Below are 22,828 nucleotides of genomic sequence, written 5' to 3' on the forward strand. Positions count from 1 at the left end.
GGTGGCCGGCCGGGAACGTGCCGAAGCTGACGCGCCGCCGGCGACCCGGCGGGGACGGCGTGCCGCGCCGCGGGACTGAGCGCCGCCGTCGGCATACCGCCCGGAATTCTGCCCGATTTGCCCGCCTTTGAGACAATGGACGGGTGACTGTTGTAGCAACGCCTCCCGCCCCCCGGCTGGAACTTCCGCCGCTGAAACTCGGCCCCATCACCGTGGACACCCCGGTGGTGCTCGCCCCCATGGCCGGAATCACCAACACCGCCTTCCGCAGGCTCTGCCGTGAATACGGCGGCGGGCTGTATGTGGCGGAGATGGTCACCTCCCGTGCCCTGGTGGAGCGCACGCCGGAATCGCTGCGCATCATCTCGCACGACGACGACGAGAAAGTCCGGTCTGTCCAGCTCTACGGCGTGGACCCCGTCACCGTGGGTGCGGCCGTCCGCATGCTGGTGGAGGAGGACCGGGCAGACCACATCGACCTCAACTTCGGCTGCCCCGTGCCCAAGGTCACGCGGCGCGGCGGAGGATCGGCCCTGCCGTGGAAAATCGACCTCTTCACGGCCATTGTCCAGACCGCCGTCCGGGAGGCGTCCAAGGGTGGCATCCCGCTGACCATCAAGATGCGCAAGGGCATCGACGATGACCATCTGACGTACCTCGACGCCGGCCGGATCGCGCGCGATTCCGGCGTTGCCGCCGTCGCCCTGCACGGCCGCACGGCGGCCCAGTTCTACTCCGGCCAGGCGGACTGGTCCGCGATCGCCCGCCTGCGCGAGGCCCTTCCGGACATTCCGGTGCTGGGCAACGGCGACATCTGGTCCGCCGAGGACGCCGTCCGGATGGTCCGCGAAACCGGAGTCGACGGCGTCGTCATCGGCCGCGGCTGCCAGGGCCGGCCCTGGCTGTTCGGCGACCTGCAGGCAGCGTTCGAGGGCAGCGACCAGCGGCACCGTCCCGGCCTGCGCGAGGTGGCCGAGGGCGTCTACCGGCACGCTGAACTCATGGTCGAAACCTTCGGAAATGACGAATACAAGGCGCTGCGGGAGATCCGCAAGCACATGGCCTGGTACTTCAAGGGCTACGTGGTGGGCAGCGACCTGAGGACGAAACTGGCCACCGTGCCCACCCTCGAAGTGCTCCGCGACCTGCTGGACCAGCTGAACATGGACCTGCCCTATCCCGGCGTTGACTCCGAAGGGCCCCGCGGGCGCGCCGGTTCACCCAAGAAGCCGGCCCTGCCCAAGGACTGGCTGCTCAGCCGCCAGCTGAACGAGGACCAGTCGCGGGACATCGCTGCGGCGGAACTGGATGTGTCCGGTGGCTGAAAGCCGGCTGGCGGAAGCCCGCACCACCCCGCAGGCACTGCCGGGCTACGAAACCCGCGACACCGCCCGCTGGGTGGAGGAGCCGCCCAAAAGTACGTACCGCTCCGACTTCGAGCGCGACCGCGCCCGGGTGCTGCACTCCTCGGCGCTGCGCAGGCTCGGCGCCAAGACGCAGGTGGTTGCCCCGGACACGGACGACTTTGTCCGCACGCGGCTGACACACAGCCTTGAGGTGGCGCAGGTGGGCCGGGAACTGGGCCGTGCCCTGGGCTGCGACCCCGACGTGGTGGACACCGCGTGCCTCAGCCATGACCTCGGCCACCCGCCGTTCGGGCACAACGGTGAATCGGCGCTCAACGAGATGGCCCACGCGATCGGCGGGTTCGAGGGCAACGCCCAGACCCTGCGGCTGCTCACACGGCTGGAACCGAAGGTGCTCGACCCGGAAGGCAGGCCGGCCGGCCTGAACCTCACCCGGGCCAGCCTTGACGCGGCCGCGAAGTACCCGTGGTCCGCCCTGGACGCCCCCGTGGTCCACGGCCAGCGGACCAGCAAGTTCGGCGCGTATGAGGACGACCTGCCCATCTTCAACTGGATCCGGGAAGGCGCCCCCGAACGGCGGTCCTGCCTCGAGGCGCAGGTCATGGACCTGGCGGACGACATCTCGTACTCGGTGCACGACGTCGAGGACGCGATCGTGGCCGGACACTTCCAGCTGCGGTGGATGGACAACCCGGACCACCGGGCCCGCGTGGTGGGGTACGCCAAGCAGTGGTACCTGCCGCACAACGATCCTGCCGCCATCGACGCCGCCCTGGCCCGGCTGGAAGCCACCGATGTCTGGGTGCGCGAGGCGGACGGCAGCCGCAAGTCCATGGCGGCGCTGAAGGACATGACCAGCCAGCTCATCGGCAGGTTCTGCCAGAGCGCGCTGGAAACCACCCGCGCCGTGTACGGCCCGGCGAACCTGACCCGCTACAATGCCGAACTCATGGTCCCGGACGAGACCGTCCTGGAGATCGCGGTGATGAAGGGCCTGGCCACCACGTTCGTGATGACCACCGACCACCGGCAGCCCATCTACGAGCGCCAGCGCGAGGTACTCCACGCCCTGGTGACGGCGCTGAACGCCTCCGGCGACCGGCACCTCGAGCCCATGTTCGCCGCCGACTGGCGCGAAGCGGCCGACGACGCCGCCCGGCTCCGGGTGGTCATCGACCAGGTGGCATCGCTGACGGACGGCTCGGCACTGGCCATGTACGAACGGCTCGTGGGCAGCCTGCCGTCCCTGTGGTGAGCTTGGACGCACCAGTCCACATACGCCCGGGAAGCGCTGCCCGTGACAGTGCGCCAGAGACTAGGATTGCTTCGTGGCTGGGCTGATTAAACGGGAAGACATCGATGAAGTCCGCCAGCGCACGGACATCAAGGAAGTCGTCGACGGCTACGTCACGCTCAAGGGCGCCGGCCTCGGTTCCTACAAAGGCCTGTGCCCCTTCCACGACGAGCGCTCGCCGTCGTTCACCGTCCGCCCGCAGGTGGGCCGCTACCACTGCTTCGGCTGCGGCGAGGACGGCGACGTCATCTCGTTCGTGCAGAAACTGGACCACACCTCCTTCCACGAAGCCGTAGAGAAGCTGGCCGCGCGGATCGGGTACGAGCTCCGCTACGAGGACGGCGGCACGGGTCCAAGCCGCGAGGAAGTCGGCAAGCGCCAGCGGCTCCTCGATGCACACAAGATCGCCGACGAGTTCTTCCGTGCCCAGCTGCTGACAGCCGGCGCCGCCGAGGGCCGGAAGTTCCTGCAGCAGCGGGGCTTCGACCGGGCAGCGGCCGACCACTTCGGCGTCGGCTACGCACCCCAGGGCTGGGACGCGCTGCTCAAGCACCTGCGCGGCCGGGGCTTCACGGATGCCGAGCTGAAACTGACCGGGATGTTCTCCGCCGGGGGACACGGCAACCAGCAGAGGATCTACGATCGGTTCCGCGGCCGCCTCATCTGGCCCATCCGGGACATCGCCGGGGACACCATCGGCTTCGGTGCCCGCAAGCTCTACGAGGACGACCAGGGCCCCAAGTACCTGAACACCCCGGAAACCACGCTCTACAAGAAGTCCCAGGTGCTGTACGGCATCGACCTCGCCAAGCGGAGCATCGCCAAGGACCGGCAGCTGGTGGTGGTGGAGGGCTACACGGACGTCATGGCCTGCCACCTTGCCGGAATTCCGACGGCGGTGGCCACCTGCGGCACGGCGTTCGCCGCCGACCACATCAAGATTGCCCGCCGCCTGCTGTCCGACGACGGCACCGGGGGAGAGGTCATCTTCACCTTCGACGGCGATGCCGCCGGACAGAAGGCCGCCCTCCGGGCCTTCGAGGAGGACCAGCGCTTCGTGGCGCAGACCTACGTGGCCGTCGAACCCACCGGGGCCGACCCCTGCGACCTGCGCCAGACGAGGGGTGACGCCGCCGTCCGTGACCTGATCGCATCCCGGCGGCCGCTTTTCGAATTCGCCATCCGCGCCACCCTGCGGAGGCACAACCTGGACACCGTGGAGGGGCGGGTCGGCGCACTGCGTGAGTCCGCTCCTGTTGTGGCCCAGATCCGCGATGCAGGGCTCCGGCCTGGCTATGCCCGGGAACTGGCCGGGTGGCTGGGAATGCCCATCGAGGACGTCTCCAGGGCAGTGGGCGCCGCCGCGAAGCGGGTCAGCGATCCGGAAGCTCCCGGCGTAGCGGCGCTCCCGCCGTCGGGCGTCCTTCCGTCCTTCCACCGCCCCGACCCCCGGGACCCGGTGGCGTCCATGGAGCGGCAGGCCCTCGAGGTGGCGCTGCAGGAGCCGGCGATGCTGGGGGGTGCGGCCTGGGAGCGGTTCGCGACCGCCCGGTTCGCCACGCCCGCCTACCAGGCCATCCACGACGCCATCCGCGCCACGGCGCCAGGCTTCTCCGGCGATGCCGTGCAGTGGGTGGAAGCGTTGCGGCAGGAGGTTCCCGAGCCGTTGCAGCCGCTGGTTTCGGAGCTCGCCGTGGTGCCACTGCCTGCGAACACTGCCGAAGCGGTGCAGAAGTACTGCCGCGACATCCTCGCCAGGCTGTTCGAGCTGCAGATCACCCGCATTAAGGCGGACAAACTGGGTCAGTTGCAGCGGCTCGATTCCACTGCCCACCCGGAGGAGTTCCAGCAGCTGAACCGCGAGCTCATGATGCTCGAAATGGAGCGCCGGTCGCTGCGCTCCGATGCTTAGGGTGGACAGCCAAAGACGCCGATTTCGTTTCCGGGCAGGGTGTTGCTAGGCTAGTACCCGCTTCATTCCTCCTTAGCTCAATTGGCAGAGCATTCGACTGTTAATCGAAGGGTTGCTGGTTCAAGTCCAGCAGGAGGAGCGCACAGTCCCCGTTCCGGGTTCCGGAACGGGGACTTTTTTATACCCGGGAGGGGTATTCGCACGTACTTGCACCTAGTCCTTGCGCCGATTTCGCATTGCGGCAGAACGTTTGCTAATGTCATACCTGCTTCATTCCTCCTTAGCTCAATTGGCAGAGCATTCGACTGTTAATCGAAGGGTTGCTGGTTCAAGTCCAGCAGGAGGAGCGCGCAGTCCCGCGGTTGGCCCCAGAGCCGGCCGCGGGACTTTTTTGTGTCGCCAGCGCGGTGCCAGTCGCAACAGCGTCAGACGAAATCCATCTCCACCTGGAGGAAGCGCTCTGCCTCGGCTATGGCGGCTTCAAACGCCTCCCGCTCCGTGGGGGACTTCCGCGGTTCGCGCGGGTGCCACTCGTGGGGTGAGGAGTGCACGCGCGTGAAGCCGCCGTCGGGCGGGGCATAGAAGATGCCGAACCGCTGGACGGGCCATTCGGGAGAGGTTTCGGGGGCCACCAGCAGGGCGGCATTGAAAGCCGGGTTGAACCACTGGGCTATGGGCCGGCGCCGGTCCTCAGTGAAAAGCCCCGCCGCATAGAGCGCTGCCGACTGCGCACTGGTCTGGGTGCACAGCCGGTCCCACCACAACGGCAGAATGCCGGAGTCGCACCGCTGCCACGTGGCCGGAAGCGGGGGATGATCCTGCCAGTGGGGCACGTAACAACTTTATCGCGCAGGTACCCCAGCGAACAGATGGCCTGACGTCGACCGCCCCCGGTCCGGAGGCACGGTGCGGCTTAGCGGGAGCGGCGGGTCATGGCCGGTTCCACGGCCCCGGATTGACACGGTACAGCAGGGCAGAACCGACGACGGCGCCCACCAGGATGCCCAGCGCCGCGTTGCCCATCATCCTTCCGGCGAAGAAGCCGGCCACGGCGCCGAGGATGGCTCCGAGGAACAGCCCTCGGCCGTTGCGGTGGGGTTTGCGGGTCATGGTGCCAGCCTACCCGGCGAGTATCAGGGGAACTCAGTGGATGGAAGGCACCGTCCGGGGCCGGACAACGAGCCACAGGGCAGCCGCCGCGAGGAAGATGCAGCAGGCCTGGACCGCGCCCATGGGAGTGGCGGAATTTCCTCCCAGCCACCCGACGACGGGGGAGATGATGCCGGCCATCATGAACGTTGACGCCCCGAGCAGGGACGCAGCCGTGCCGGCCTGCGCCCCGTGGCTTGCCAGCGCCAGCACCTGCACGCAGGGGAAGGTGAAGCCGGTGCCCAGGATGTAGAACCACAGCGGAACCATGACGCCCCAGAGCCCGAACCCCAGCTGGTCGAACACGACGATCAGCACGGCCATCAGGAACATCCAGGCCGTGGAGCAGGCCAGGATCCACTGCGGCGGAACGCGCCTTATCAGCCGGGAGCTTGTCTGTACCCCCGCGACGATGCCCAGCGAGTTGATGCCGAAGAGGAGACCGTACTGCTGGGGGGAGAAGCCGAAGACGTCCTGGAACAGGAAAGGGGAGGCCGAGAGGTAGGTAAAAAGGCCGCCGAAGTTCATCCCGCCGAGCATCAGCAGCCCCACGAAGATCCGGTCGGAGAAGAGCACGCCGTACCGCTGCCGGGCCGTCAGTCCGGACTGGCCGCGTTTCTCCCGTGGCAGCGTCTCCCGGACAAGCACGATGGCGGCGAGGATCACCGCGGTGCCGTAGCAGGCCAGGAACACGAAGATGCCCGGCCACGGCATGACCAAGAGCAGTTGGGATCCAATGACGGGCGCCAGGATGGGGGCGAGCCCGTTGACCAGGGCCATCCGGGAGAACATCCGGACCATGGCGTACCCACTGAACAGGTCGCGGACCATGGCCATCGCCACCACGCCGCCGCCGGCCGCGCCGATGCCCATGAGGACGCGGAACACGCCAAGGGTCGCGATGTCGGTGGAGAGCGCCGCGCCGAGTGAGGCGGTGATGTGCACGGCGGTGGCCAGGATCAGCGGGAGCCTGCGCCCGAACTTGTCGCTGAAGGGTCCAACCACCAGCTGCCCCAGGGCAAAGCCGACAGTGGTGCCGGTCAGGGTCAGCTGGACGGCAGCTTCCGAGACGTTGAGGCTCGCTTCCAGGGCAGGGAACGCGGGCAGGTAGAGGTCCACGGTGAAGGGCCCGAGGGCGGTGAGCGCGCCGAGTAGAAGGATGTACAGGAATTTCTGCCGGCGGCTGAGCGCATCGCCCGGGTTGGTGGTGGTCACAGAGAACCATCCTAGGGCTGACAGATCAGACTTTTACAGCGTTGGAGGGCTCGCCGGGGCTAATTCCAGAAGTTCAGGCTGACCCTGAATGATAGTTTTGTCAGCGGGGGCGCGCGGACGCACCGGAAACCCCCCGAAGCAGCGAAAAAAATCGACGACGGACCAGTAAGGCGGAACCTATGAGCGGGCGTCACAGCGGGCGGACCAACCAAGGACTGCGTATCACTGCGCTGCCAAAGACAGTGAAACTGGCCCTCAAACTTGCGCCGCGCCAGCTCAATGATGAGATCGCCCTGGCCAAGATCGAAGCGAAGCGCAAAGGCAAGCAGCTTGGCGTCGCCGGTGCGTTCTTCGGCGTGGCTGCCGTCTTCCTGGCCCTGCTGGTCACCGGTCTGATCGTGGCAGCCATCATGGGCCTGGCCACCATCATGCCGGCCTGGTTGGCGGCCCTGCTCGTCAGCGCGGTCTTCCTGCTCATTGCGCTGATTGGCGGCCTCATCGGTCTCCGCAAGTTCAAGCAGGCCATGCCGCTGATCCCGGAGGACACGGTCCGCGGCCTCAAGCATGACCTGGGCATCGCCAAGGAGGGCTCGGACTTCAACGCCGCCGTGCTTGATCCCAACTCGCCCCAGGCGAAGGCCGCGGCGGAAGCCAAGGCCGCGGAGAAGGCCAGGGCCAAGGCTGAGAAGGAAGCCAAGAAGTCCGCCGAGGCCGTGGATGTCCCCGTGGCCACCGAGCCTGAACTCCGCCGCCGGCTGAAGCAGCGCCGTGAACACCTGACCGGTGTGCGGGACGAGCTTGGCGAGGAACTGGACGTGAAAACCCAGGCCCAGGCACTGCTCGGCGTCGCGAAGCACCGCGCCGCGGAGGGCAACGAGAAGTTCCAGGAGGTCCGCGGACGTGCCGCCGAACGTTTTGCCGCCGTGTCGGCGTCCGCCCGCTCCGGGGCTTCGGAGGCCTCGCTGCCCGGACAGCTGGAGGCACGCTGGAAGCCGCTGCTTGCCCTGGCAGCCTCCACCGCCGTCCTGCTCGCCCTGCTGCGGAAACTCTTCAAGAGCTGAGCCCTGCCCTGAACGAAGACCGTGATAAGCCCGCCGGCCGTGGAGAGGGAGGCCTGATGAGATTCATCGGTGCTGGTTCCCGTCCCGGCCGGCCGCATGTCGATCGCGATCTGATCTATACCGTCCCCAACCTCCTGACGGTACTGCGCTTCATGGGCGTGCCGATCTTCGTCTGGCTTGTGCTGGCCCAGAAGGAATACGGATTTGCCGTGCTGGTGCTGGCCATCATGGGCAGCACCGACTGGGTGGATGGCTACATCGCCCGGCGGTTCAACCAGACCTCCAAACTGGGTCGCGTCCTGGACCCCATCGCCGACCGGCTGGCCCTGATAGCCGTTGCGGTCACCCTGGTGATCGCCGGCGTCGTGCAGTGGTGGTACCTGGCGGCGCTGGTGGTACCCGATGCTGTTCTGCTGGGCTTGTCGCTGTTCTATTTCCGGGGGCACCCGGACCTGCCCGTCAGCCTCGTGGGCAAGGCCCGCACCGGCCTGCTGCTGCTGGGAACTCCGCTCCTCGTGCTGTCCAAGCTCTCCATTCCGTTCGCCGGAGCATGGTTCGTCGCGGCATGGGTGGTTCTGGGGCTGGGGCTCGTTGGCCATTGGATTGCCGCCTACAACTATTTCTGGGCGATCCGGCGCAAAGGGAAAATGCAGACGGCCGACGACGGCGGGAACGGCTGATGGTCTGGGTAGCAGTTTTGCTCGCGGTCTTGGGCGCCTTTTGCCTCGCCTTTGGCGCCCAGCGCCAAGGCAGTGCCGTCAAGGCGGACACCGGCGGTCTTGCGCTGAGCTCCAACGGTTTCCTCCGCCTCCTGCGGAACCCCCGCTGGGTCTTCGGCCTCCTCCTGCTCTGCATGGGTATGGCAATGAACGCCGTAGCCCTGGTCACGGCCCCCCTCACCGTGGTGCAGCCCATCGGCGCCATCGCCCTGGTGGTCACCACCGTGGTCAATGCCAAGGACCAGGGGCTTAGTATCAACCGCGCCACGGTGGTTGCAATCACCGCGTGCGTGACGGGATCGGCGCTGTTCGTCTTGCTGGCCGTCAACGTCACGCAGGAAAGCCACCACGTCACGCCCGAGGACGAACTCACAATTGTGCTGCTGCTTTCCCTGGCGGTGGGCATCTTCGGCAGCCTCGCTGCCATGTTCAAGCACCGCATGAGCGCGTTCATTTACATCCTCGGTGCCGGCATCCTGTTCGGCTTCGTGGCCGTGCTGACGCGGATCATCGGCAAACACCTGCTGGACCCGAACGGCCTGTTCCTGCTGAACGTGCCGTGGTATTCATTCGTGGCCATCGCAGCGGCCGGGGGACTGGGGTCCTGGTTCGTCCAGAGCGCATACTCCACCGGTCCGCCCGATCTGGTGATAGCCGGCCTCACCGTCATCGACCCCATCGTGGGCATCGCGATCGGCATCACGATCCTTGGCGAACTGCGCCCCGATGTCCACGCCGTCCTGGCTATTGCCATGGGTACGGCGGCAACCCTTGCTATCGTGGGGGTAATCGCCCTTTCAAGACACCATCCCGAGGTCACCAAACGGAAGAAGGACGTTCGGAAAGCCACGGGCAGGGCGTCCCACTAGCCGATTTTTACTGCGGACCAGGCAAGAACGTGCCGGTGCATCACGCGCCGGCCGGCCAGTGTGGTCAGCCGCAGCCGACCACCATGACCACCAGGAGCTTTCTACGTGACCATGCCCGACGCCCAGCGTCCACTGACCATCCTTATCGCGGCCGACACGTACCCGCCACACGTTAACGGAGCCGCCCAGTTCGGCTACCGGCTGGCCAAAGGCATGACGGCTCGCGGACACGATGTCCACGTGTTGGCCTGCCGGCAGGACAAGGGCAAGAGCTTTACGGAGTTCCGCGCCGAAGCCACTGTCCACCGCCTCCGCTCGCACAGCGTTTTCACGCACGAATACTTCAGGGTCTGTTTCCCGTGGGAGATCAAGAAGGAAATCAGCCTCCTGTTCGACAAGGTCCAGCCGGATGTAGTGCACATCCAAAGCCACTACATGATCGGCGAGCACGTCCTGTATGAGGCGGTGAAGCGCGGCGTCCGCATCGTCGCCACCAACCACTTCATGCCGGAGAATCTCAACCCGTTCCTGCCGTTCCCGCAGTGGTTCAAGGACATCATCGGGAAGATCTCCTGGAAGGACATGGGGAAGGTCATGGGCAAGGCGGACGTCGTTACGACGCCCACGCCGCTCGCCGCGAAGGCGATGCACCAGCACGCCTTCCTGCGCAAGGTGCTGCCGCTGTCCAACGGCATCGACTCCGCGGCGTATGAGCCCAAGCCGGACGAAGTCATTGAGCCGCATGAGCACCCGACGGTGCTGTTCGCGGGCCGCCTGGCTGAGGAGAAGCACGTTGACGTGCTGATCAAGGCGGTCGCCGCCACCCCCGCGGACCTGAACGTCCATCTTGAAATCGTTGGCGGCGGAGAGGTGCGCCCCTCGCTCGAGGCCCTGGTGGAACGGCTCGGACTGCAGAACCGGGTGAAGTTCCTGGGCCTGGCCAGCGATGACGAACTCCGTGAGGCCTACATCCGGGCCGACTTGTTCTGCATGCCTGGTACCGCGGAACTGCAGTCGCTGGTCACGCTGGAGGCCATGTCGGCATCAACGCCCGTGCTGCTGGCGGACGCCATGGCACTTCCGCACCTGGTGCGCGACGGCGAAAACGGCTACCTGTTCACGCCGAATGACAGCGCGGACCTCTCAGCGAAAATCACCCGGATTCTCCGTCTTCCGGCCGAGGAGCGGAAAGCCATGGGCGACGCCAGCCGCTGCATGGTGGAACCGCACAGCATCCAGGGAACGCTGCAGACGTTTGAGGACCTCTATTACGGGGCGAACTACGAGGACAAGGTCGTTTAGTCTTGGTCGTCCGGGGCGAGAGCGTCTGAAGTGGTCTGAGGCGCTTCTCCGGTTTGCTAGAGTGAATCTGCCCCGCCGACGACGGGCCCTTTCCGGGCTGGCGATGGCCGGGCGCACCGCCCGGTAAAACGGGACGGGTGCACGGGGCTATAGCTCAGCTGGTTAGAGCGCGGGACTCATAATCCTAAGGTCCTCGGTTCAAGTCCGAGTAGCCCTACCTTTGGGGCCCTGATTCGCGTCATCGCGGGTCAGGGCTCTTCTTCTTTTCCACGCTGGTCCCCGGGCATAGAGTTCGGCCATGACCATAGACGTCTCCACGGCCGGACTGCTGGCGGAGGTCATTCCCGCCCTTCTCGTTTTCCTGGCACTCGAGGACCGGCTGTCACCGTCCAACATCCCCCGCCGAAAATGGCGGCGGCGGCTGACGCGCTGGCGTGAAGCTGCCGTGGTGGCCAACCTGTTTGCACTCGCACTCTGCCTGGCCATTGTTGTGACCAAGGCGGAGTACTTTCTGGTGAGTTGGTTCATCGCGGCCAGTGTCGCCTACCTCGTCGGCGTGCTTGCGCTGCTGTTCGCCGGCATGTTCCGAACTGAAGAGGGCCGGGTTCCCCGAGAGGACTGACAGGGAGGGGCCGGCGGTGTTGCACTTTCCTTCTGCCTTCCCGTGCTGTAAGTTACTCACCAGTAACAAGTCCTGGGGGCGGCCTTCTCCGCCGCGACCACAGGGCACTGGGTCACTGCAAGGAGCGCCATGTCTGCCGCTGAAACCGACATCAACAGCCTGCCCTACGCCGACGGCGACTTCTTCTCCTTCGAGCAGTTGCTTACTTCCAAGGAGCGGGACAGGCTGGCCGAGGTCCGCTCCTTCCTGGCCCGGGAAGTGAAGCCGATAGCTGTGGACTGCTGGAACCGCGGCGAATTTCCCATGGATCTGATTCCCAGGCTGGCCGAGCTCGACCTCGTCAGCCCGGTGCGGCGCCAGGGCCATTCCAATCTGTTCGCCGGAATTGTGCACGCGGAAGTTACCCGCGCGGACACGTCCATCGCCACCTTCATCGGTGTGCACGACGGGCTTTTCACCGGCTCCATCGAAGCCCTGGCTTCCCGGGAGCAGCAGGATGCCTGGCTGCCGGACATCTACTCGCTGCGCAAGATCGGGGCCTTCGGGCTGACGGAGCCCCTGGGTGGTTCCGACGTCGCCGGCGGCACGCGCACCACCGCAAGGCGGGACGGTGACCGCTGGATCCTCAACGGCGCCAAGCGCTGGATCGGCAACGCAACATTTTCCGACTGGGTGGTGGTCTACGCGCGCGACGTGGCCGACAACCAGGTCAAGGCTTTCCTTGTGGACGCGGCGCTTCCGGGGTTCACTGCAACGAAGATCGAGAACAAGATCTCGCTGCGGACCGTGCAGAACGCGGACATTGTCCTCGACAATGTGGTGGTGCCGGACTTCTTCAAGCTGGCCAACGCCAACAGCTTCCGAGATACCAACAAGGTCCTGAAGGTCACCCGCCTCGCCGTCGCCTGGCAGGCGGTGGGCCAGCAGCTCGCCGCCTTCGACGTGGCCCGGCGCTACGCCGTGGAGCGGCACCAGTTCGGGCGCCCGCTGGCCTCCTTCCAGCTGGTGCAAAGCCAGTTGGTCCAGATCCTGGGGAACGCCGTCAGCTCCATGGGCATGATGGTGCGGCTGGCCCAGCTCGAGGATGCCGGCCAGGCCAAGGATGAGCAGTCAGCCCTCGCCAAGGCCTTCACCACTGCGCGGATGCGGGAAAGTGTGGCAATCGGCCGCAGCCTCCTCGGCGGTAACGGCATTGTGACGGACTTCGAGATGGCAAAGATCTTCGCCGACGCCGAGGCGATCTACTCCTATGAGGGCACCCACGAAGTGAACACGTTGGTGGCCGGCCGGGCCATCACCGGCGTCTCCGCGATCGTCTAGTCCGCGACCGTCGAGCAGGTCAGTTCAGCGGCAGCAGCACCGAGGGCCGCAGGTCCAGGATGAACGACAGCGGATTGAGGTACTCCGCTCCGCGGCGGACGCCCCAGTGCACGCAAGGTGAAGTGCCGCAGTGGCCGGCCAGCAGGGTGCCCACCACGGCCCCCTTGGCCACGGAAGCGCCCTTCTTGAGCGTGCTCCGCACCGGCTCGAAGCTGCTGCGCAGGCCATTGCCATGATCAATGGTGATGACGGCCCGGTCCACCACCACGCCCACAAAGCTGACGGTGCCGGACTCCGGGGCGGTGACCGGACCGCCGCCGGACGCTGACCCAAGGTCCACACCCCGGTGCCCGCTCAGCCAAGGCTTGTCCGGGGGATCGAACAGGCGCAGGACCGCCGGCCGCGGAACAAGAGGCCAGCGCCAGCCCGCCGGCGCCGGCGCAGTGGCCCGGGCGGGGGAAGCGGCTGGTAAAGCGAACGGTGCGGGTGCGGCGGAAGGTGCTGCCGCCGCCGTCGTGAGCAGGAGCAGTGCCGCCATCACATAAGCTCTCATGTCCCCAGCATGGGCGCCCAATCCGACGGCCGGAACGGGGCCCCCGGCCTATGTGGAAAACGCGGCAATTTGCAGCAGGGATGCGGCAGGGCCGGTGCATTTGCCGCGGCCCGCTGTAGTACACTTGGTGGAGCAGTTTGCTGTGCCCTCAACGCATTCCATTTCGTGGCTAGCGTCAGCACGCCCCATTCAGGAGTGCGGGGGAGCAGCAGCTGACTACGCGTATCCAGCCCTCCACCACCGGTAAGCAGTTGCTTGCTGCTGCGGAGGATTGCGCCTCTTGCGGTCAGGCCCGGCAACGGTCCTGATGAGAAGTGCAATGGATGCCAGGAGCCTGTGCCCACCCGGGTTAAGGCTAAATAACCGTCAACTATTGGCAGGGTAAGAGCGGCCGCGGCCGCTCTCATGAATGACCTGCCGGAAGGAGCGTCGGCATGCCCGTCGTAACCATGCGCCAGCTGCTTGACAGCGGCGTCCACTTTGGACACCAGACCCGCCGTTGGAACCCGAAGATGAAGCGCTTCATCTTCACCGAGCGCAACGGCATCTACATCATTGACCTCCAGCAGTCGCTGTCCTACATCGACCGCGCCTACGAGTTCGTCAAGGCCACCGTCGCCCACGGCGGCACCGTGCTGTTCGTCGGCACCAAGAAGCAGGCTCAGGAAGCCATCGCCGAGCAGGCCACCCGCGTTGGCCAGCCGTACGTCAACCAGCGTTGGCTCGGCGGTATGCTCACCAACTTCCAGACTGTTGCCAAGCGTATCCAGCGCATGAAGGAACTCGAAGAGATCGACTTCGACGACGTCGCCGGCTCCGCTTACACCAAGAAGGAACTGCTGCTTCTGCGCCGCGAGCTCACCAAGCTCGAGTCCAACCTCGGCGGTATCCGCAACCTGACCAAGGCACCGTCCGTGCTGTGGGTTGTCGACACCAAGAAGGAGCACCTGGCTGTTGACGAGGCCAAGAAGCTCAACATCCCGGTTGTTGCCATCCTGGACACCAACTGCGATCCGGACGAAGTCGACTTCCCGATCCCGGGCAACGACGACGCCATCCGCTCCGTAAACCTCCTGACCCGCGTTGTTGCTGACGCCGTTGCTGAGGGCCTCATCGCCCGCAACCAGCGCGCAACCGGCACCACCGAGACCCCGGAAGAGCCCCTGGCTGAGTGGGAGCGCGAGCTCCTCGAAGGCAGCAAGACCGAGGAAGCCCCGGCTGCCGAGGCTGCTCCCGCCGCAGAAGAAGCCCCGGCTGCCGAGGCTGCTCCGGCCGCAGAGGAAGCCCCGGCTGCTGCCGAGGGCACCGACTCCGCGAAGTAACAACTTCATCGGGATTTCCGGGCGCTGTCCGCAGCATCCGGGCAACTGACAGGATGGCCGCTCACCAGGTGAGCTGCCGTCCTGTCGGTCCGTACACACAAAAATTTTCTAGACAGAGGGGTTCACATGGCGAACTACACTGCCGCTGATATCAAGGCTCTGCGCGAGCGCACCGGCGCCGGCATGATGGATGTCAAGAAGGCTCTCGACGAAGCCAACGGCGACGCCGAGAAGGCGATCGAGATCATCCGCATCAAGGGCCTGAAGGGCGCCACCAAGCGCGAAGGCCGTTCCACCGCTGAAGGCCTGGTTGCTGCCAAGGTCGCGGGCGGCGTCGGCGTAATGATCGAGGTCAACTGCGAGACCGACTTCGTCGCCAAGGCTGACAAGTTCATCCAGCTGGCTGACAAGGTCCTGGCCGTCGCCGTCGAGTCCGGCGCTGCCGACCTCGAGGCCCTGCTCGCCACCGACGTTGACGGCAAGCCGCTGTCCGAGGTTGTCGTCGAAGAGGGCGCCATCCTCGGCGAAAAGGTCGTTGTCCGCCGCATCTCCCGCATCGAGGGCGCTACGGTCGACGCTTACCTGCACAAGACGTCCAAGGACCTCCCGGCCCAGGTCGGCGTCCTGTTCGCTGTTGACGGCGAAGGCGAAGCAGCTGCCACCGCCGCGCACGATGTTGCCGTTCACGTTGCAGCCATGGCTCCGAACTACCTCTCCCGTGAGGACGTTCCGGCCGAGCTCGTCGAGTCCGAGCGCCGCATCGCCGAGGAAACCGCAAAGGCCGAGGGCAAGCCCGAAGCTGCGATGACCAAGATCGTCGAAGGCCGCGTTACCGGCTTCTACAAGGGTGAGGTCCTGGTTGACCAGGCTTTCGCCAAGGACGCCAAGAAGTCTGTGGCGCAGGTCCTCGAAGAGGCCGGCGTCAAGGGAACCGCGTTCACGCGTTTCCGCGTCGGCTCCTAGTCTGACAAGCAAGGGGGTGGCCACTTCGGTGGCCGCCCCTTTTGCATGCACCGGCCACATAAGAAATATGAGCGCTGGCCGGATGCGCGATAACCTAGCTCAGAGTTCACCAACCGGAAGGCACCATGGAAGCCGTCAATACTCCCGTCCAGTCAGAGAAGAACAGGCGCCGGGTTCTCCTGAAGCTGTCCGGTGAAGTCTTCGGCGGCGGCAAGCTGGGCGTCGACCCGGACACCGTCCGCGCAGTGGCCAAGCAGATCGCTGCCGCCGTTCCCGACGTCGAGGTGGCCATCGTGGTTGGCGGCGGCAACTTCTTCCGCGGTGCCGAGCTGTCCCAGAGCGGCATGGACCGTTCGCGGGCCGACTACATGGGCATGCTGGGAACCGTCATGAACTGCCTCGCCCTGCAGGACTTCCTGGAGCAGGCCGGAGTTGAGACCCGGGTCCAGAGCGCCATCACCATGGGACAGGTGGCCGAGGCCTACATTCCGCGCCGCGCCATCCGCCACATGGAGAAGAACCGCGTGGTCATCTTCGGTGCGGGCGCAGGCCTGCCGTACTTCTCCACCGACACCGTGGCCGCCCAGCGTGCACTTGAGGTGCACGCCGATGTGGTGCTCATGGCCAAGAGCGGCGTGGACGGCGTGTACACCGCCGACCCGAAGAAGGACCCGAGCGCTGAGAAGCTGGAAAACCTCAGCTACGACGACGCGCTCCGCCGCGACATCCGCGTCATGGACCAGACCGCCATGACCATGTGCAAGGACAACAAGCTCTCCATGGTGGTGTTCGGCATGGAAGGCGAAGGCAACGTCACCCGCGCCATCCGCGGCGAGAAGCTGGGAACGCTGGTCACGCCCTAGTTACGGCTAGGATATTTCTAGGACGGTTCCGCCCATGGGGCGGGACCAGGATTGTGAAATGCCCGGTTGGCCGGGAACCAATTTCTGAGGAGAGACCGTGATCGAAGAAACCTTGCTCGAAGCCGGGGACAAGATGGACAAGGCTGTTGAGGTCGCCAAGGAAGACTTCGCCTCGATCCGCACCGGGCGGGCAAACCCGGGCCTGTACAACAAGGTCATGGTGGAGTACTACGGCACCCCCACCCCGCTGCAGCAGCTGGCATCCTTCGCGATCCCGGATGCCCGCACCATCCTCATCACGCCGTTCGACAAGACCGCCCTGCGGGACATCGAGCGGGCGCTCAGCGATTCCGAGGTCGGCGCCAACCCGTCCAACGACGGCAACGTCATCCGGATCACCATCCCGGAACTGACGAAGGAACGCCGCAAGGAATACGTCAAGATCGTCAAGTCCAAGGGCGAGGACGCCAAGGTGTCCATCCGCAACATCCGCCGCAAGGCCAAGGAAACCCTGGACCGGCTTGTCAAGGATGGTGAAGCCGGCGAGGACGAGGGCACCCGCGGCGAAAAGGAACTCGACGTGATCACCAAGCAGCACGTCGACGGAATCGACGAGCTCCTCAAGCGCAAGGAAGCTGAGCTGCTCGAGGTCTGATGGGCCAGGCACAGCAGGCCCCCGGTGCACGGGCCCGAACCCGGACCCGCCAGCCAAGGCCCAACCCCACCCCCGGGGCCGGGCGCAACCTTCCGGCGGCAATCGCCGTGGGACTGGCCATGCTCCTGGCGGTGCTCGGAGGGTTGCTCTTTTGGCCGCTCGGCTTTGTTGCCGTGGTTACCGCTTTCGCTGCCTTCGGCGTTTGGGAGGTGTTCCGGGCGCTCGAAGCCAACGGCACACGCCTGCCCATCGTGCCCGTCATGGTTGGCACGGTGGCCATGCCGTTCTCGGCCTACTTCGGCGGGCTGGAAAGCCTGCTGTTCGCGATGCTCGCCAGCAGTGTGGCGGCGCTGCTCTGGCGGTCCGTGGAAAGCGCAACCGGCTCGGCCCGCAGCATTTTCGCCGGAGTGTTCACTCTCGCCTGGGTGCCCTTCCTGATCAGTTTCGCCGCGCTGCCGCTGCACGTCGAAGGCGGCGCCTCTCCGGTGGGCCCATGGCCGGGCGGAACAGTGCCGGAGGGCGCCTGGCAGATCGTCATCCTGCTGCTCCTGGTGGTTTCCAACGACACGTTCGGGTACCTCGTGGGCGCACGGCTGGGCAAGCACCCCATGGCGCCCAAGATCAGCCCGAAAAAGTCCTGGGAGGGTTTTGCCGGATCCATCGCGGGCGCCATGGTCGTCGGGATCCTGGCCAGCATCTTCCTGCTGAACAAGCCGTGGTGGGTGGGCGTCGTGCTGGCCATCGGCATGGTTGCGGCCGCTACCGCCGGCGACCTCGCCGAATCGATGGTCAAGCGGGAACTCGGCGTCAAGGACATGAGCAGCATCCTGCCAGGACACGGCGGGGTGATGGACCGGCTCGACTCGATCGTGTTCGCCTCGCCGGTGGCCTTCATGCTGTTCGTCCTGTTTTCCGGGGCCTGAGCTTTCCCCCGATTTGCTTTTCCCAGCAGGGCTTTCCCTCAGGTGCCTCCGGCGCCCGGCCCTCCGCAACGCCCTAGAATAATGCGGTTACGACCCGCCGAAGAAGTATCGAAGGAAACATGGTGAGAGTGGACAGCAAGCGGCAGATTCCGGCGTCATTCGAACGCGTGGCGCGGACGGAGTACGGCTACAACGCCAAGCAGGTGGACCAGTTCCTGCAGCAGGCCCGCGTTTCACTGGAGACGCCCGAAGCGGCCGCCCGCCCCCTCAAGAGCGCCGACGTCCGGTCCGTGTCCTTCGACCCCATCAAGGGCGGATACTCCGCCACCACCGTGGACGCGGCGCTGGACCGTCTTGAAGACGCCTTCGCCCGCCGGGAGCGGGACGACCTCATCGCCGAACGGGGCGAGGACGCCTGGCTCCGGCAGATCGGGCAGCTTTCCGGGACACTGCGCGGCCGCCTGCACCGGCCCGACGGCGAGAGGTTCCGCCGCCCGGTCAAGAAAAACGCACGAAGCTACAACATCAAAGACGTGGACGCCCTGTGCCTGGACCTGATCGGCTACCTGGAACAGGACAAACCCCTCAGCGTCGACAACGTGCGCCGGGCCGTTTTCCGCCCTGCCGCCGGCAAGGACGGCTACGAGGAGACCCAGGTGGACGCCTTCCTCGACCGTGTGGTCGAGCTGATGGCCGCCATCGACTGACGGCCTGACCATCAGCGTTGGCCGGCCGCTCAGCGTTCCGTAACCAGCGGCCGCTCTGGCGTGTGCAGCCTGGTCATCACCCTGGTGATGGTCCGCGGCACCCGGGAACTGGTGGCACGCGACGTCAGGACCATCACGGTGAAGGCAGCCGGCACCGTCCAGGCTGCAGGCTGCGCCAGCCACGGCGGCGTTCCAGCAACGCCGAGCACTGTGCCCGCCACCATGGCGCTGCCACACAGCAGGCCGCCGGTCACCATGCCGGCGATGGCACCGGCGTCGGTCAGGCCGCGCCACCAGATGCCGAGCAGCAGGACGGGGCAGATAGTGGAAGCAGTAAAGGCGAAGACCAGGCCCACGCTCCCGGCGAGAGCCAGCGAGTCCGTCATGAGCGCCAGGCCCAGCGGAACAATGATCGAGACCAGGGCCGCCACCCGGAAGCCGCGCACGCTCCCTCCCAGCACGTCCTGGCTGATCACACCGGCCAACGAGACCACGAGCCCCGACGTTGTGGACAGGAACGCGGCGAAGGCCCCCGCAACGACGAGCGCGGACAGCAGCTCGCCGGCCGTGCCCCCGACGAGGCGGCCCGGGAGCAGCAGCACCAGGGCATCCGCCTGCCCCGCCCGTGCCAGGTCCGGGGTGAACAGGCGCCCGGCCAGTCCGTACGCCGTCGGGAACAGATAGAAAACAGACAGCAGGCCCAGCACGATCAGCGTGGTCCGGCGCGCCGATTGCCCGTCGGGATTGGTGTAGAAGCGGACCAGGACGTGCGGCAGTCCCAGCGTTCCGAACAGCAGGGCCACGAGCAGCGAGATGCTCTGGTAGGGGCTGGCCGGATTCGCCCCGCCAGGGTTCGTGGCCGCTGCCGGGAGGGCTGGAACGCCATCCTCCGCCAGCACCAGCAAAATGAAGATGAGGGGCACGGCCAGTGCCGTAAGCTTCAGCCAGAACTGGAAGGCCTGGACGAAGGTGATGGAGCGCATGCCGCCGGCCACCACGGTGAGGCACACCACCACCACGACGGCGGTTGAACCGGCCCAGGAGGGCAGGCCGGTGGTGGTCCGGATGGTCAGGGCAGCACCGTGCAGCTGCGGGACGATGTAGAGCCAGCCCACCACGACCACAGCAAGGCTGGTGACACGGCGCACGGCCCGCGAATCGAGCCTGGCTTCGGTGAAATCGGGAATGGTGTAGGCGCCGGAACGCCGGAGCGGCGCGGCCACGAACAGCAGAAGCATCAGGTACCCGGCGGTGTAGCCCACGGGGTACCACAGGGCATCCGTGCCGGACAGCAGGATCAGGCCGGCAACGCCCAGGAAACTCGCGGCGGAAAGATACTCTCCGCCAATGGCCGACGCGTTCCACCAGGGCGGCACGGTTCGGGAGGCGACGTAGAAGTCCCCGGTGGTGCGGGAGATCCGCAGTCCGTAGAAGCCGATCATCGCCGTCGCCACGGAAACGGCGGCCACCGCCGCGATGCCCACTGCCGGATTCACCGGAGGATCACATCCCGGAGCATTACTTTCCCCCTGCGAGGTCGCGGTAGCGGGCTTCGTTCCGCGCCGCGCTGCGGATGTACAGCCAGGCGCTGATCCCGGTCACGGGGTAGATCCCCGCGCCCAGCACGATCCAATCGAACGGGATCCCGGCAATCCGGGTCTGCGCCAGGCCCGGTGAGGCGGCAAGCAGCAGCGGAAACGCGCCGAGAATCAGCAGGAAGCCGCCGGCCACCACCAGGGCAAGCCGGAGCTGGGAGCGGATCAGCGAGCGGACGAACACCTGGCCGACCGCCGACTCCTCGGCCGCCTCGCGCGGCTCGGCGGAGGAGTCGGCCGAAATGCGGGACGCCGAACGGGGCGCCGTGACCCTGACCCGCGTCATGCCTGGGGCCGGATCCTGGTTGCCTCAAGCTTCTCGCGGACGGCCGGCAGGTGCCGCCGGCTGATCGGCAGTTCGGCGTCCTCGACGGAGACGCTGGGGCGGACCGCGGCGAGCTTGAGGTGTGAGACGTGGGCGAGGGCCACCAGATAGGACCGGTGGGTGCGGATGAAGCCCGCGTCCGCCCACTGCTGTTCCAGATCGGCGAGGGGAACGCGGATCAGGTAGCTGGTATCGGCGGTGTGGAGCCGGGCGTAGTCGCCCTGCGCCTGGACGTACGTGACGTCGTCGCGCCGGATCATCCTGGTGGTGCCGCCCTGGTCCACGGTGATCATCTCCGGCGTGGCACCGCCGTCGCGGATCAGCTCACTGATCCGGCCAACGGAGCGGGCCAGCCGCTCGGCCCGAACGGGCTTCAGGAGATAGTCGACGGCCGCAAGCTCGAATGCCTCCAGCGCGCAGTCCTCGTCGGCGGTCACGAAAACGACGGCGGGCGGGCGGCTGCTGCGGGAAATGGCCCGGGCGATGTCCAGACCGGACACCGCCGGCATGTGGATGTCCAGGAAGACGGCGTCCACCGCCTCGGCTTCGAGGACCCGCAGCGCCTCGGCGCCCGAGGAGGCGCGCAGGATGGTGCCGATCCTCTCATCACGGCCCAGGAGAAAGGCAAGCTCTTCAACTGCGGGCAGTTCGTCGTCGGCGACGAGAACGTTAATCATGGTCCTAGACTATCTTTCGGGCCCGCTGCTTCGGGCTTAGAACCTCCGGCGCCAGCAGTTTCAGGCATCATGGTCCGGCTGCGACTTCGGGACCCGCATGGTGATGAGCGTGCCCTCGCCGGGAGCCGTCTCGATCACCAGTCCGTGGTCGTCGCCGTACACCTGCCGGAGCCGGGCATCGACGTTCCGCAGGCCCACGTGCTCACCGTCCACGTGGCCGGCCAGCATGGACTGCAGCTGCACCGGGTCCATGCCCACGCCGTCGTCCTCGATGGTGACCTCCGCGAACGCACCCGAGTCGTTGGCGCAGATGGTGATGTGCCCTGGACCCTCCTTTGCCTCCAGACCGTGCCGGACCGCATTTTCCACGAGCGGCTGCAGGCTCAAAAACGGGATCACCGTGCTCAGCACCTCCGGGGCGATCCGCAGGCTGACCTGCACCCGCTCGCCGAACCGTGCCCGCTCCAGCAGCAGGTACCTGTCGATGCACCGCAGCTCCTCGGCCAGCGTGGTGAAGTCCCCGTGCCGCCGGAACGAGTACCGGGTGAAGTCCGCGAACTCCACCACGAGTTCGCGCGCCCGGGCCGGGTCGGTGTTGATGAAGGAGGCTATGGCGTTCAGCGAGTTGTAGATGAAGTGCGGGCTGATCTGGGCACGGAGGGCCCGTACCTCCGCCTCCATCAGTAGCGTCCGGGAGGCGTCCAGCTCGGCCAGCTCCACCTGTGCGGCCACCCAGTCCGCCACTTCGGTGGTGGCGCGCACCAGCCCTGCGCCCGCCTGCGGTGCGAAGGCCGCCACGGCTCCCACCACGCGCGCGCCGGACCGGACGGGCGCCACGACGGCGGCGGCGACGGATCCGGACTTGGGGGAGTGGAGCTGCAGATCGGCGGCGTTGAACACCTGGGTCCTGCCACTCGAGAGCACCTCCGCGGCGAGCGCCAGAAGACCGGGACGCAACTCCTCGGCGGTCCCGTCCCAGGCCAGCACGCCGGATACATCCAGAATGGCCAGCGCGTCACAGCCAAGCAGGGCCCGCAGCTGGCGGCTTGCCTTGGCGGCACCCGCGGGGTTCAGGCCCGTCCGCAGGTGCCGTCCGGCTTTCGACGCGGCGTGCAGGGTGTTGTAGGTGGCCCGCTCGGCGTCGGTGCCCAGCTCGCGGAAGGAGCGCAGCACTTTGAGTCCGACGGCGACGACGACGGCCACCGCGAGCGCGATGACGGCCACGGCGGCGGCGGAATAGAGAGGGGAGTCCGGCATGCTGCCAGCGTAGCGCGTGCCGTTTGGCGCAGGAGCGACGCCGTTGGCCGACCGTCAACGCGCAACCACTGGAAAATCATCCGCGCCGCAGGCAGAGTGATGGCAGTCACATTGGCTGGTGAAGTGCGGCCATGTGAGAGCCAGTCTTAACGAGGAGG

Annotated in this window: 23 protein-coding genes and 3 tRNA genes; 18 read left to right on the top strand and 8 right to left on the bottom strand. The window is 66.5% G+C overall.

Translation table 11 applies throughout. The annotated features are described in order from the left end of the window. The first annotated feature begins 143 nt into the window (after positions 1-143). The 5 genes from dusB (at position 144) to DBZ45_RS00490 (ending at position 4,920) form a co-directional block, all read left to right on the top strand. Positions 144-1,325: a tRNA dihydrouridine synthase DusB gene (gene dusB / locus DBZ45_RS00470; RefSeq protein WP_111902033.1), complete on the top strand. Its 1,182-nt coding sequence runs from the start codon at positions 144-146 to the stop codon at positions 1,323-1,325. After that, positions 1,309-2,622, top strand: a complete 1,314-nt coding sequence (locus DBZ45_RS00475; RefSeq protein ID WP_111902034.1) for a deoxyguanosinetriphosphate triphosphohydrolase — start codon at positions 1,309-1,311, stop codon at positions 2,620-2,622. The genes dusB and DBZ45_RS00475 overlap by 17 nt, the downstream gene beginning before the upstream one ends. A 73-nt stretch (positions 2,623-2,695) precedes the next feature. Beyond that, positions 2,696-4,573: a DNA primase gene (gene dnaG / locus DBZ45_RS00480; RefSeq protein WP_111902035.1), complete on the top strand. Its 1,878-nt coding sequence runs from the start codon at positions 2,696-2,698 to the stop codon at positions 4,571-4,573. Between the two features lie 66 nt (positions 4,574-4,639). Further along, a tRNA-Asn gene (locus DBZ45_RS00485) sits at positions 4,640-4,712 on the top strand. A 135-nt stretch (positions 4,713-4,847) separates the two neighbouring features. Next, a tRNA-Asn gene (locus DBZ45_RS00490) sits at positions 4,848-4,920 on the top strand. Between the two features lie 78 nt (positions 4,921-4,998). Here the strand turns inward: DBZ45_RS00490 and DBZ45_RS00495 are convergent. The 3 genes from DBZ45_RS00495 to DBZ45_RS00505 all read right to left on the bottom strand — a co-directional run bounded on the left by DBZ45_RS00495 (position 4,999) and on the right by DBZ45_RS00505 (position 6,937). Then, the gene (locus DBZ45_RS00495; RefSeq protein ID WP_076798221.1) at positions 4,999-5,406 is read right to left on the bottom strand and encodes a hypothetical protein; all 408 of its coding nucleotides are present in this window, start codon (positions 5,404-5,406) and stop codon (positions 4,999-5,001) included. Between the two features lie 97 nt (positions 5,407-5,503). After that, a complete protein-coding gene (locus DBZ45_RS00500) occupies positions 5,504-5,683 on the bottom strand; it encodes a hypothetical protein (RefSeq protein ID WP_102970802.1) in 180 nt (59 codons plus the stop codon). A 33-nt stretch (positions 5,684-5,716) separates the two neighbouring features. Continuing rightward, positions 5,717-6,937 carry a multidrug effflux MFS transporter gene (locus DBZ45_RS00505; RefSeq protein ID WP_111902036.1) on the bottom strand — a complete coding sequence of 407 codons (1,221 nt, stop codon included), beginning with the start codon at positions 6,935-6,937 and terminating at the stop codon, positions 5,717-5,719. A gap of 179 nt (positions 6,938-7,116) precedes the next feature. Between DBZ45_RS00505 and DBZ45_RS00510 the strand changes: the two genes are divergently transcribed. From DBZ45_RS00510 to DBZ45_RS00540, 7 genes are all read left to right on the top strand, one after another. After that, entirely contained in the window at positions 7,117-7,998 is an 882-nt protein-coding gene (locus tag DBZ45_RS00510; protein ID WP_111902037.1) for a phage holin family protein, read from the top strand. 56 nt (positions 7,999-8,054) lie between these two features. Beyond that, on the top strand, positions 8,055-8,678 hold the full coding sequence (locus DBZ45_RS00515) for a CDP-alcohol phosphatidyltransferase family protein (protein ID WP_111902038.1): 624 nt from the start codon (positions 8,055-8,057) through the stop codon (positions 8,676-8,678). Continuing rightward, complete coding sequence (locus DBZ45_RS00520; protein ID WP_111902039.1) at positions 8,678-9,586, top strand: DMT family transporter; 909 nt, start codon at positions 8,678-8,680, stop codon at positions 9,584-9,586. The genes DBZ45_RS00515 and DBZ45_RS00520 overlap by 1 nt, the downstream gene beginning before the upstream one ends. 105 nt (positions 9,587-9,691) lie before the next feature. Then, positions 9,692-10,888, top strand: coding sequence for a glycosyltransferase (locus DBZ45_RS00525; protein WP_111902040.1), 1,197 nt, complete (start codon positions 9,692-9,694; stop codon positions 10,886-10,888). A 143-nt stretch (positions 10,889-11,031) separates the two neighbouring features. Continuing rightward, positions 11,032-11,105, top strand: a tRNA-Ile gene (locus tag DBZ45_RS00530). A gap of 81 nt (positions 11,106-11,186) precedes the next feature. After that, the gene (locus DBZ45_RS00535) at positions 11,187-11,510 is read left to right on the top strand and encodes a hypothetical protein (RefSeq protein ID WP_111902041.1); all 324 of its coding nucleotides are present in this window, start codon (positions 11,187-11,189) and stop codon (positions 11,508-11,510) included. A gap of 129 nt (positions 11,511-11,639) precedes the next feature. Continuing rightward, positions 11,640-12,830 (top strand): acyl-CoA dehydrogenase family protein, encoded by a 1,191-nt coding sequence (locus DBZ45_RS00540; RefSeq protein ID WP_111902042.1) that lies wholly within the window; start codon positions 11,640-11,642, stop codon positions 12,828-12,830. 19 nt (positions 12,831-12,849) lie between these two features. On the opposite strand, the gene DBZ45_RS00545 is transcribed toward DBZ45_RS00540, so the two are convergent. After that, positions 12,850-13,383 (bottom strand): M23 family metallopeptidase, encoded by a 534-nt coding sequence (locus tag DBZ45_RS00545; protein WP_223256858.1) that lies wholly within the window; start codon positions 13,381-13,383, stop codon positions 12,850-12,852. A gap of 434 nt (positions 13,384-13,817) precedes the next feature. Between DBZ45_RS00545 and rpsB the strand changes: the two genes are divergently transcribed. The 6 genes from rpsB (at position 13,818) to DBZ45_RS00575 (ending at position 18,816) form a co-directional block, all read left to right on the top strand. Further along, positions 13,818-14,705, top strand: coding sequence for a 30S ribosomal protein S2 (gene rpsB, locus DBZ45_RS00550; RefSeq protein ID WP_111902044.1), 888 nt, complete (start codon positions 13,818-13,820; stop codon positions 14,703-14,705). A 126-nt stretch (positions 14,706-14,831) separates the two neighbouring features. Then, positions 14,832-15,668, top strand: coding sequence for a translation elongation factor Ts (tsf, locus tag DBZ45_RS00555; protein ID WP_111902045.1), 837 nt, complete (start codon positions 14,832-14,834; stop codon positions 15,666-15,668). A gap of 125 nt (positions 15,669-15,793) precedes the next feature. Next, positions 15,794-16,531, top strand: coding sequence for a UMP kinase (gene pyrH, locus DBZ45_RS00560; protein ID WP_111902046.1), 738 nt, complete (start codon positions 15,794-15,796; stop codon positions 16,529-16,531). A 97-nt stretch (positions 16,532-16,628) separates the two neighbouring features. After that, positions 16,629-17,186 (top strand): ribosome recycling factor, encoded by a 558-nt coding sequence (frr, locus tag DBZ45_RS00565; protein ID WP_111902047.1) that lies wholly within the window; start codon positions 16,629-16,631, stop codon positions 17,184-17,186. Then, a complete protein-coding gene (locus DBZ45_RS00570; protein WP_111902048.1) occupies positions 17,186-18,109 on the top strand; it encodes a phosphatidate cytidylyltransferase in 924 nt (307 codons plus the stop codon). The genes frr and DBZ45_RS00570 overlap by 1 nt, the downstream gene beginning before the upstream one ends. A 119-nt stretch (positions 18,110-18,228) precedes the next feature. Next, positions 18,229-18,816, top strand: coding sequence for a DivIVA domain-containing protein (locus DBZ45_RS00575; RefSeq protein WP_440130481.1), 588 nt, complete (start codon positions 18,229-18,231; stop codon positions 18,814-18,816). Between the two features lie 29 nt (positions 18,817-18,845). Here the strand turns inward: DBZ45_RS00575 and DBZ45_RS00580 are convergent, their stop codons facing one another. Genes DBZ45_RS00580 through DBZ45_RS00595 form a run of 4 tightly spaced genes read right to left on the bottom strand, consistent with a single transcriptional unit; the run spans position 18,846 to position 22,670 of the window. Continuing rightward, positions 18,846-20,312 carry a sodium/solute symporter gene (locus tag DBZ45_RS00580; RefSeq protein WP_111902049.1) on the bottom strand — a complete coding sequence of 489 codons (1,467 nt, stop codon included), beginning with the start codon at positions 20,310-20,312 and terminating at the stop codon, positions 18,846-18,848. Positions 20,313-20,334: 22 nt separating this feature from the next. Next, on the bottom strand, positions 20,335-20,697 hold the full coding sequence (locus DBZ45_RS00585) for a DUF485 domain-containing protein (RefSeq protein ID WP_111902050.1): 363 nt from the start codon (positions 20,695-20,697) through the stop codon (positions 20,335-20,337). Continuing rightward, on the bottom strand, positions 20,694-21,413 hold the full coding sequence (locus DBZ45_RS00590) for a LytR/AlgR family response regulator transcription factor (RefSeq protein ID WP_111902051.1): 720 nt from the start codon (positions 21,411-21,413) through the stop codon (positions 20,694-20,696). The genes DBZ45_RS00585 and DBZ45_RS00590 overlap by 4 nt, the downstream gene beginning before the upstream one ends. 60 nt (positions 21,414-21,473) lie before the next feature. Beyond that, the gene (locus tag DBZ45_RS00595) at positions 21,474-22,670 is read right to left on the bottom strand and encodes a sensor histidine kinase (RefSeq protein WP_111902052.1); all 1,197 of its coding nucleotides are present in this window, start codon (positions 22,668-22,670) and stop codon (positions 21,474-21,476) included. Between the last annotated feature and the right edge of the window lie 158 nt (positions 22,671-22,828).

This window comes from Arthrobacter globiformis (assembly GCF_003261175.1).
In the GTDB taxonomy this organism is placed as follows: domain Bacteria; phylum Actinomycetota; class Actinomycetes; order Actinomycetales; family Micrococcaceae; genus Arthrobacter; species Arthrobacter globiformis_A.

Coding starts and splice junctions, on each gene's coding strand:
- DBZ45_RS00475 (WP_111902034.1), top strand. CDS start 1,309: ATGTGTCCGGTGGCTGAAAGCCGGCTGGCGGAAGCCCGCACCACCCCG.
- DBZ45_RS00500 (WP_102970802.1), bottom strand. CDS start 5,683: ATGACCCGCAAACCCCACCGCAACGGCCGAGGGCTGTTCCTCGGAGCC.
- DBZ45_RS00510 (WP_111902037.1), top strand. CDS start 7,117: ATGAGCGGGCGTCACAGCGGGCGGACCAACCAAGGACTGCGTATCACT.
- DBZ45_RS00515 (WP_111902038.1), top strand. CDS start 8,055: ATGAGATTCATCGGTGCTGGTTCCCGTCCCGGCCGGCCGCATGTCGAT.
- DBZ45_RS00520 (WP_111902039.1), top strand. CDS start 8,678: ATGGTCTGGGTAGCAGTTTTGCTCGCGGTCTTGGGCGCCTTTTGCCTC.
- DBZ45_RS00535 (WP_111902041.1), top strand. CDS start 11,187: ATGACCATAGACGTCTCCACGGCCGGACTGCTGGCGGAGGTCATTCCC.
- DBZ45_RS00540 (WP_111902042.1), top strand. CDS start 11,640: ATGTCTGCCGCTGAAACCGACATCAACAGCCTGCCCTACGCCGACGGC.
- DBZ45_RS00545 (WP_223256858.1), bottom strand. CDS start 13,383: ATGAGAGCTTATGTGATGGCGGCACTGCTCCTGCTCACGACGGCGGCG.
- rpsB (WP_111902044.1), top strand. CDS start 13,818: ATGCCCGTCGTAACCATGCGCCAGCTGCTTGACAGCGGCGTCCACTTT.
- tsf (WP_111902045.1), top strand. CDS start 14,832: ATGGCGAACTACACTGCCGCTGATATCAAGGCTCTGCGCGAGCGCACC.
- pyrH (WP_111902046.1), top strand. CDS start 15,794: ATGGAAGCCGTCAATACTCCCGTCCAGTCAGAGAAGAACAGGCGCCGG.
- DBZ45_RS00570 (WP_111902048.1), top strand. CDS start 17,186: ATGGGCCAGGCACAGCAGGCCCCCGGTGCACGGGCCCGAACCCGGACC.
- DBZ45_RS00575 (WP_440130481.1), top strand. CDS start 18,229: ATGGTGAGAGTGGACAGCAAGCGGCAGATTCCGGCGTCATTCGAACGC.
- DBZ45_RS00585 (WP_111902050.1), bottom strand. CDS start 20,697: ATGACGCGGGTCAGGGTCACGGCGCCCCGTTCGGCGTCCCGCATTTCG.
- DBZ45_RS00590 (WP_111902051.1), bottom strand. CDS start 21,413: ATGATTAACGTTCTCGTCGCCGACGACGAACTGCCCGCAGTTGAAGAG.
- DBZ45_RS00595 (WP_111902052.1), bottom strand. CDS start 22,670: ATGCCGGACTCCCCTCTCTATTCCGCCGCCGCCGTGGCCGTCATCGCG.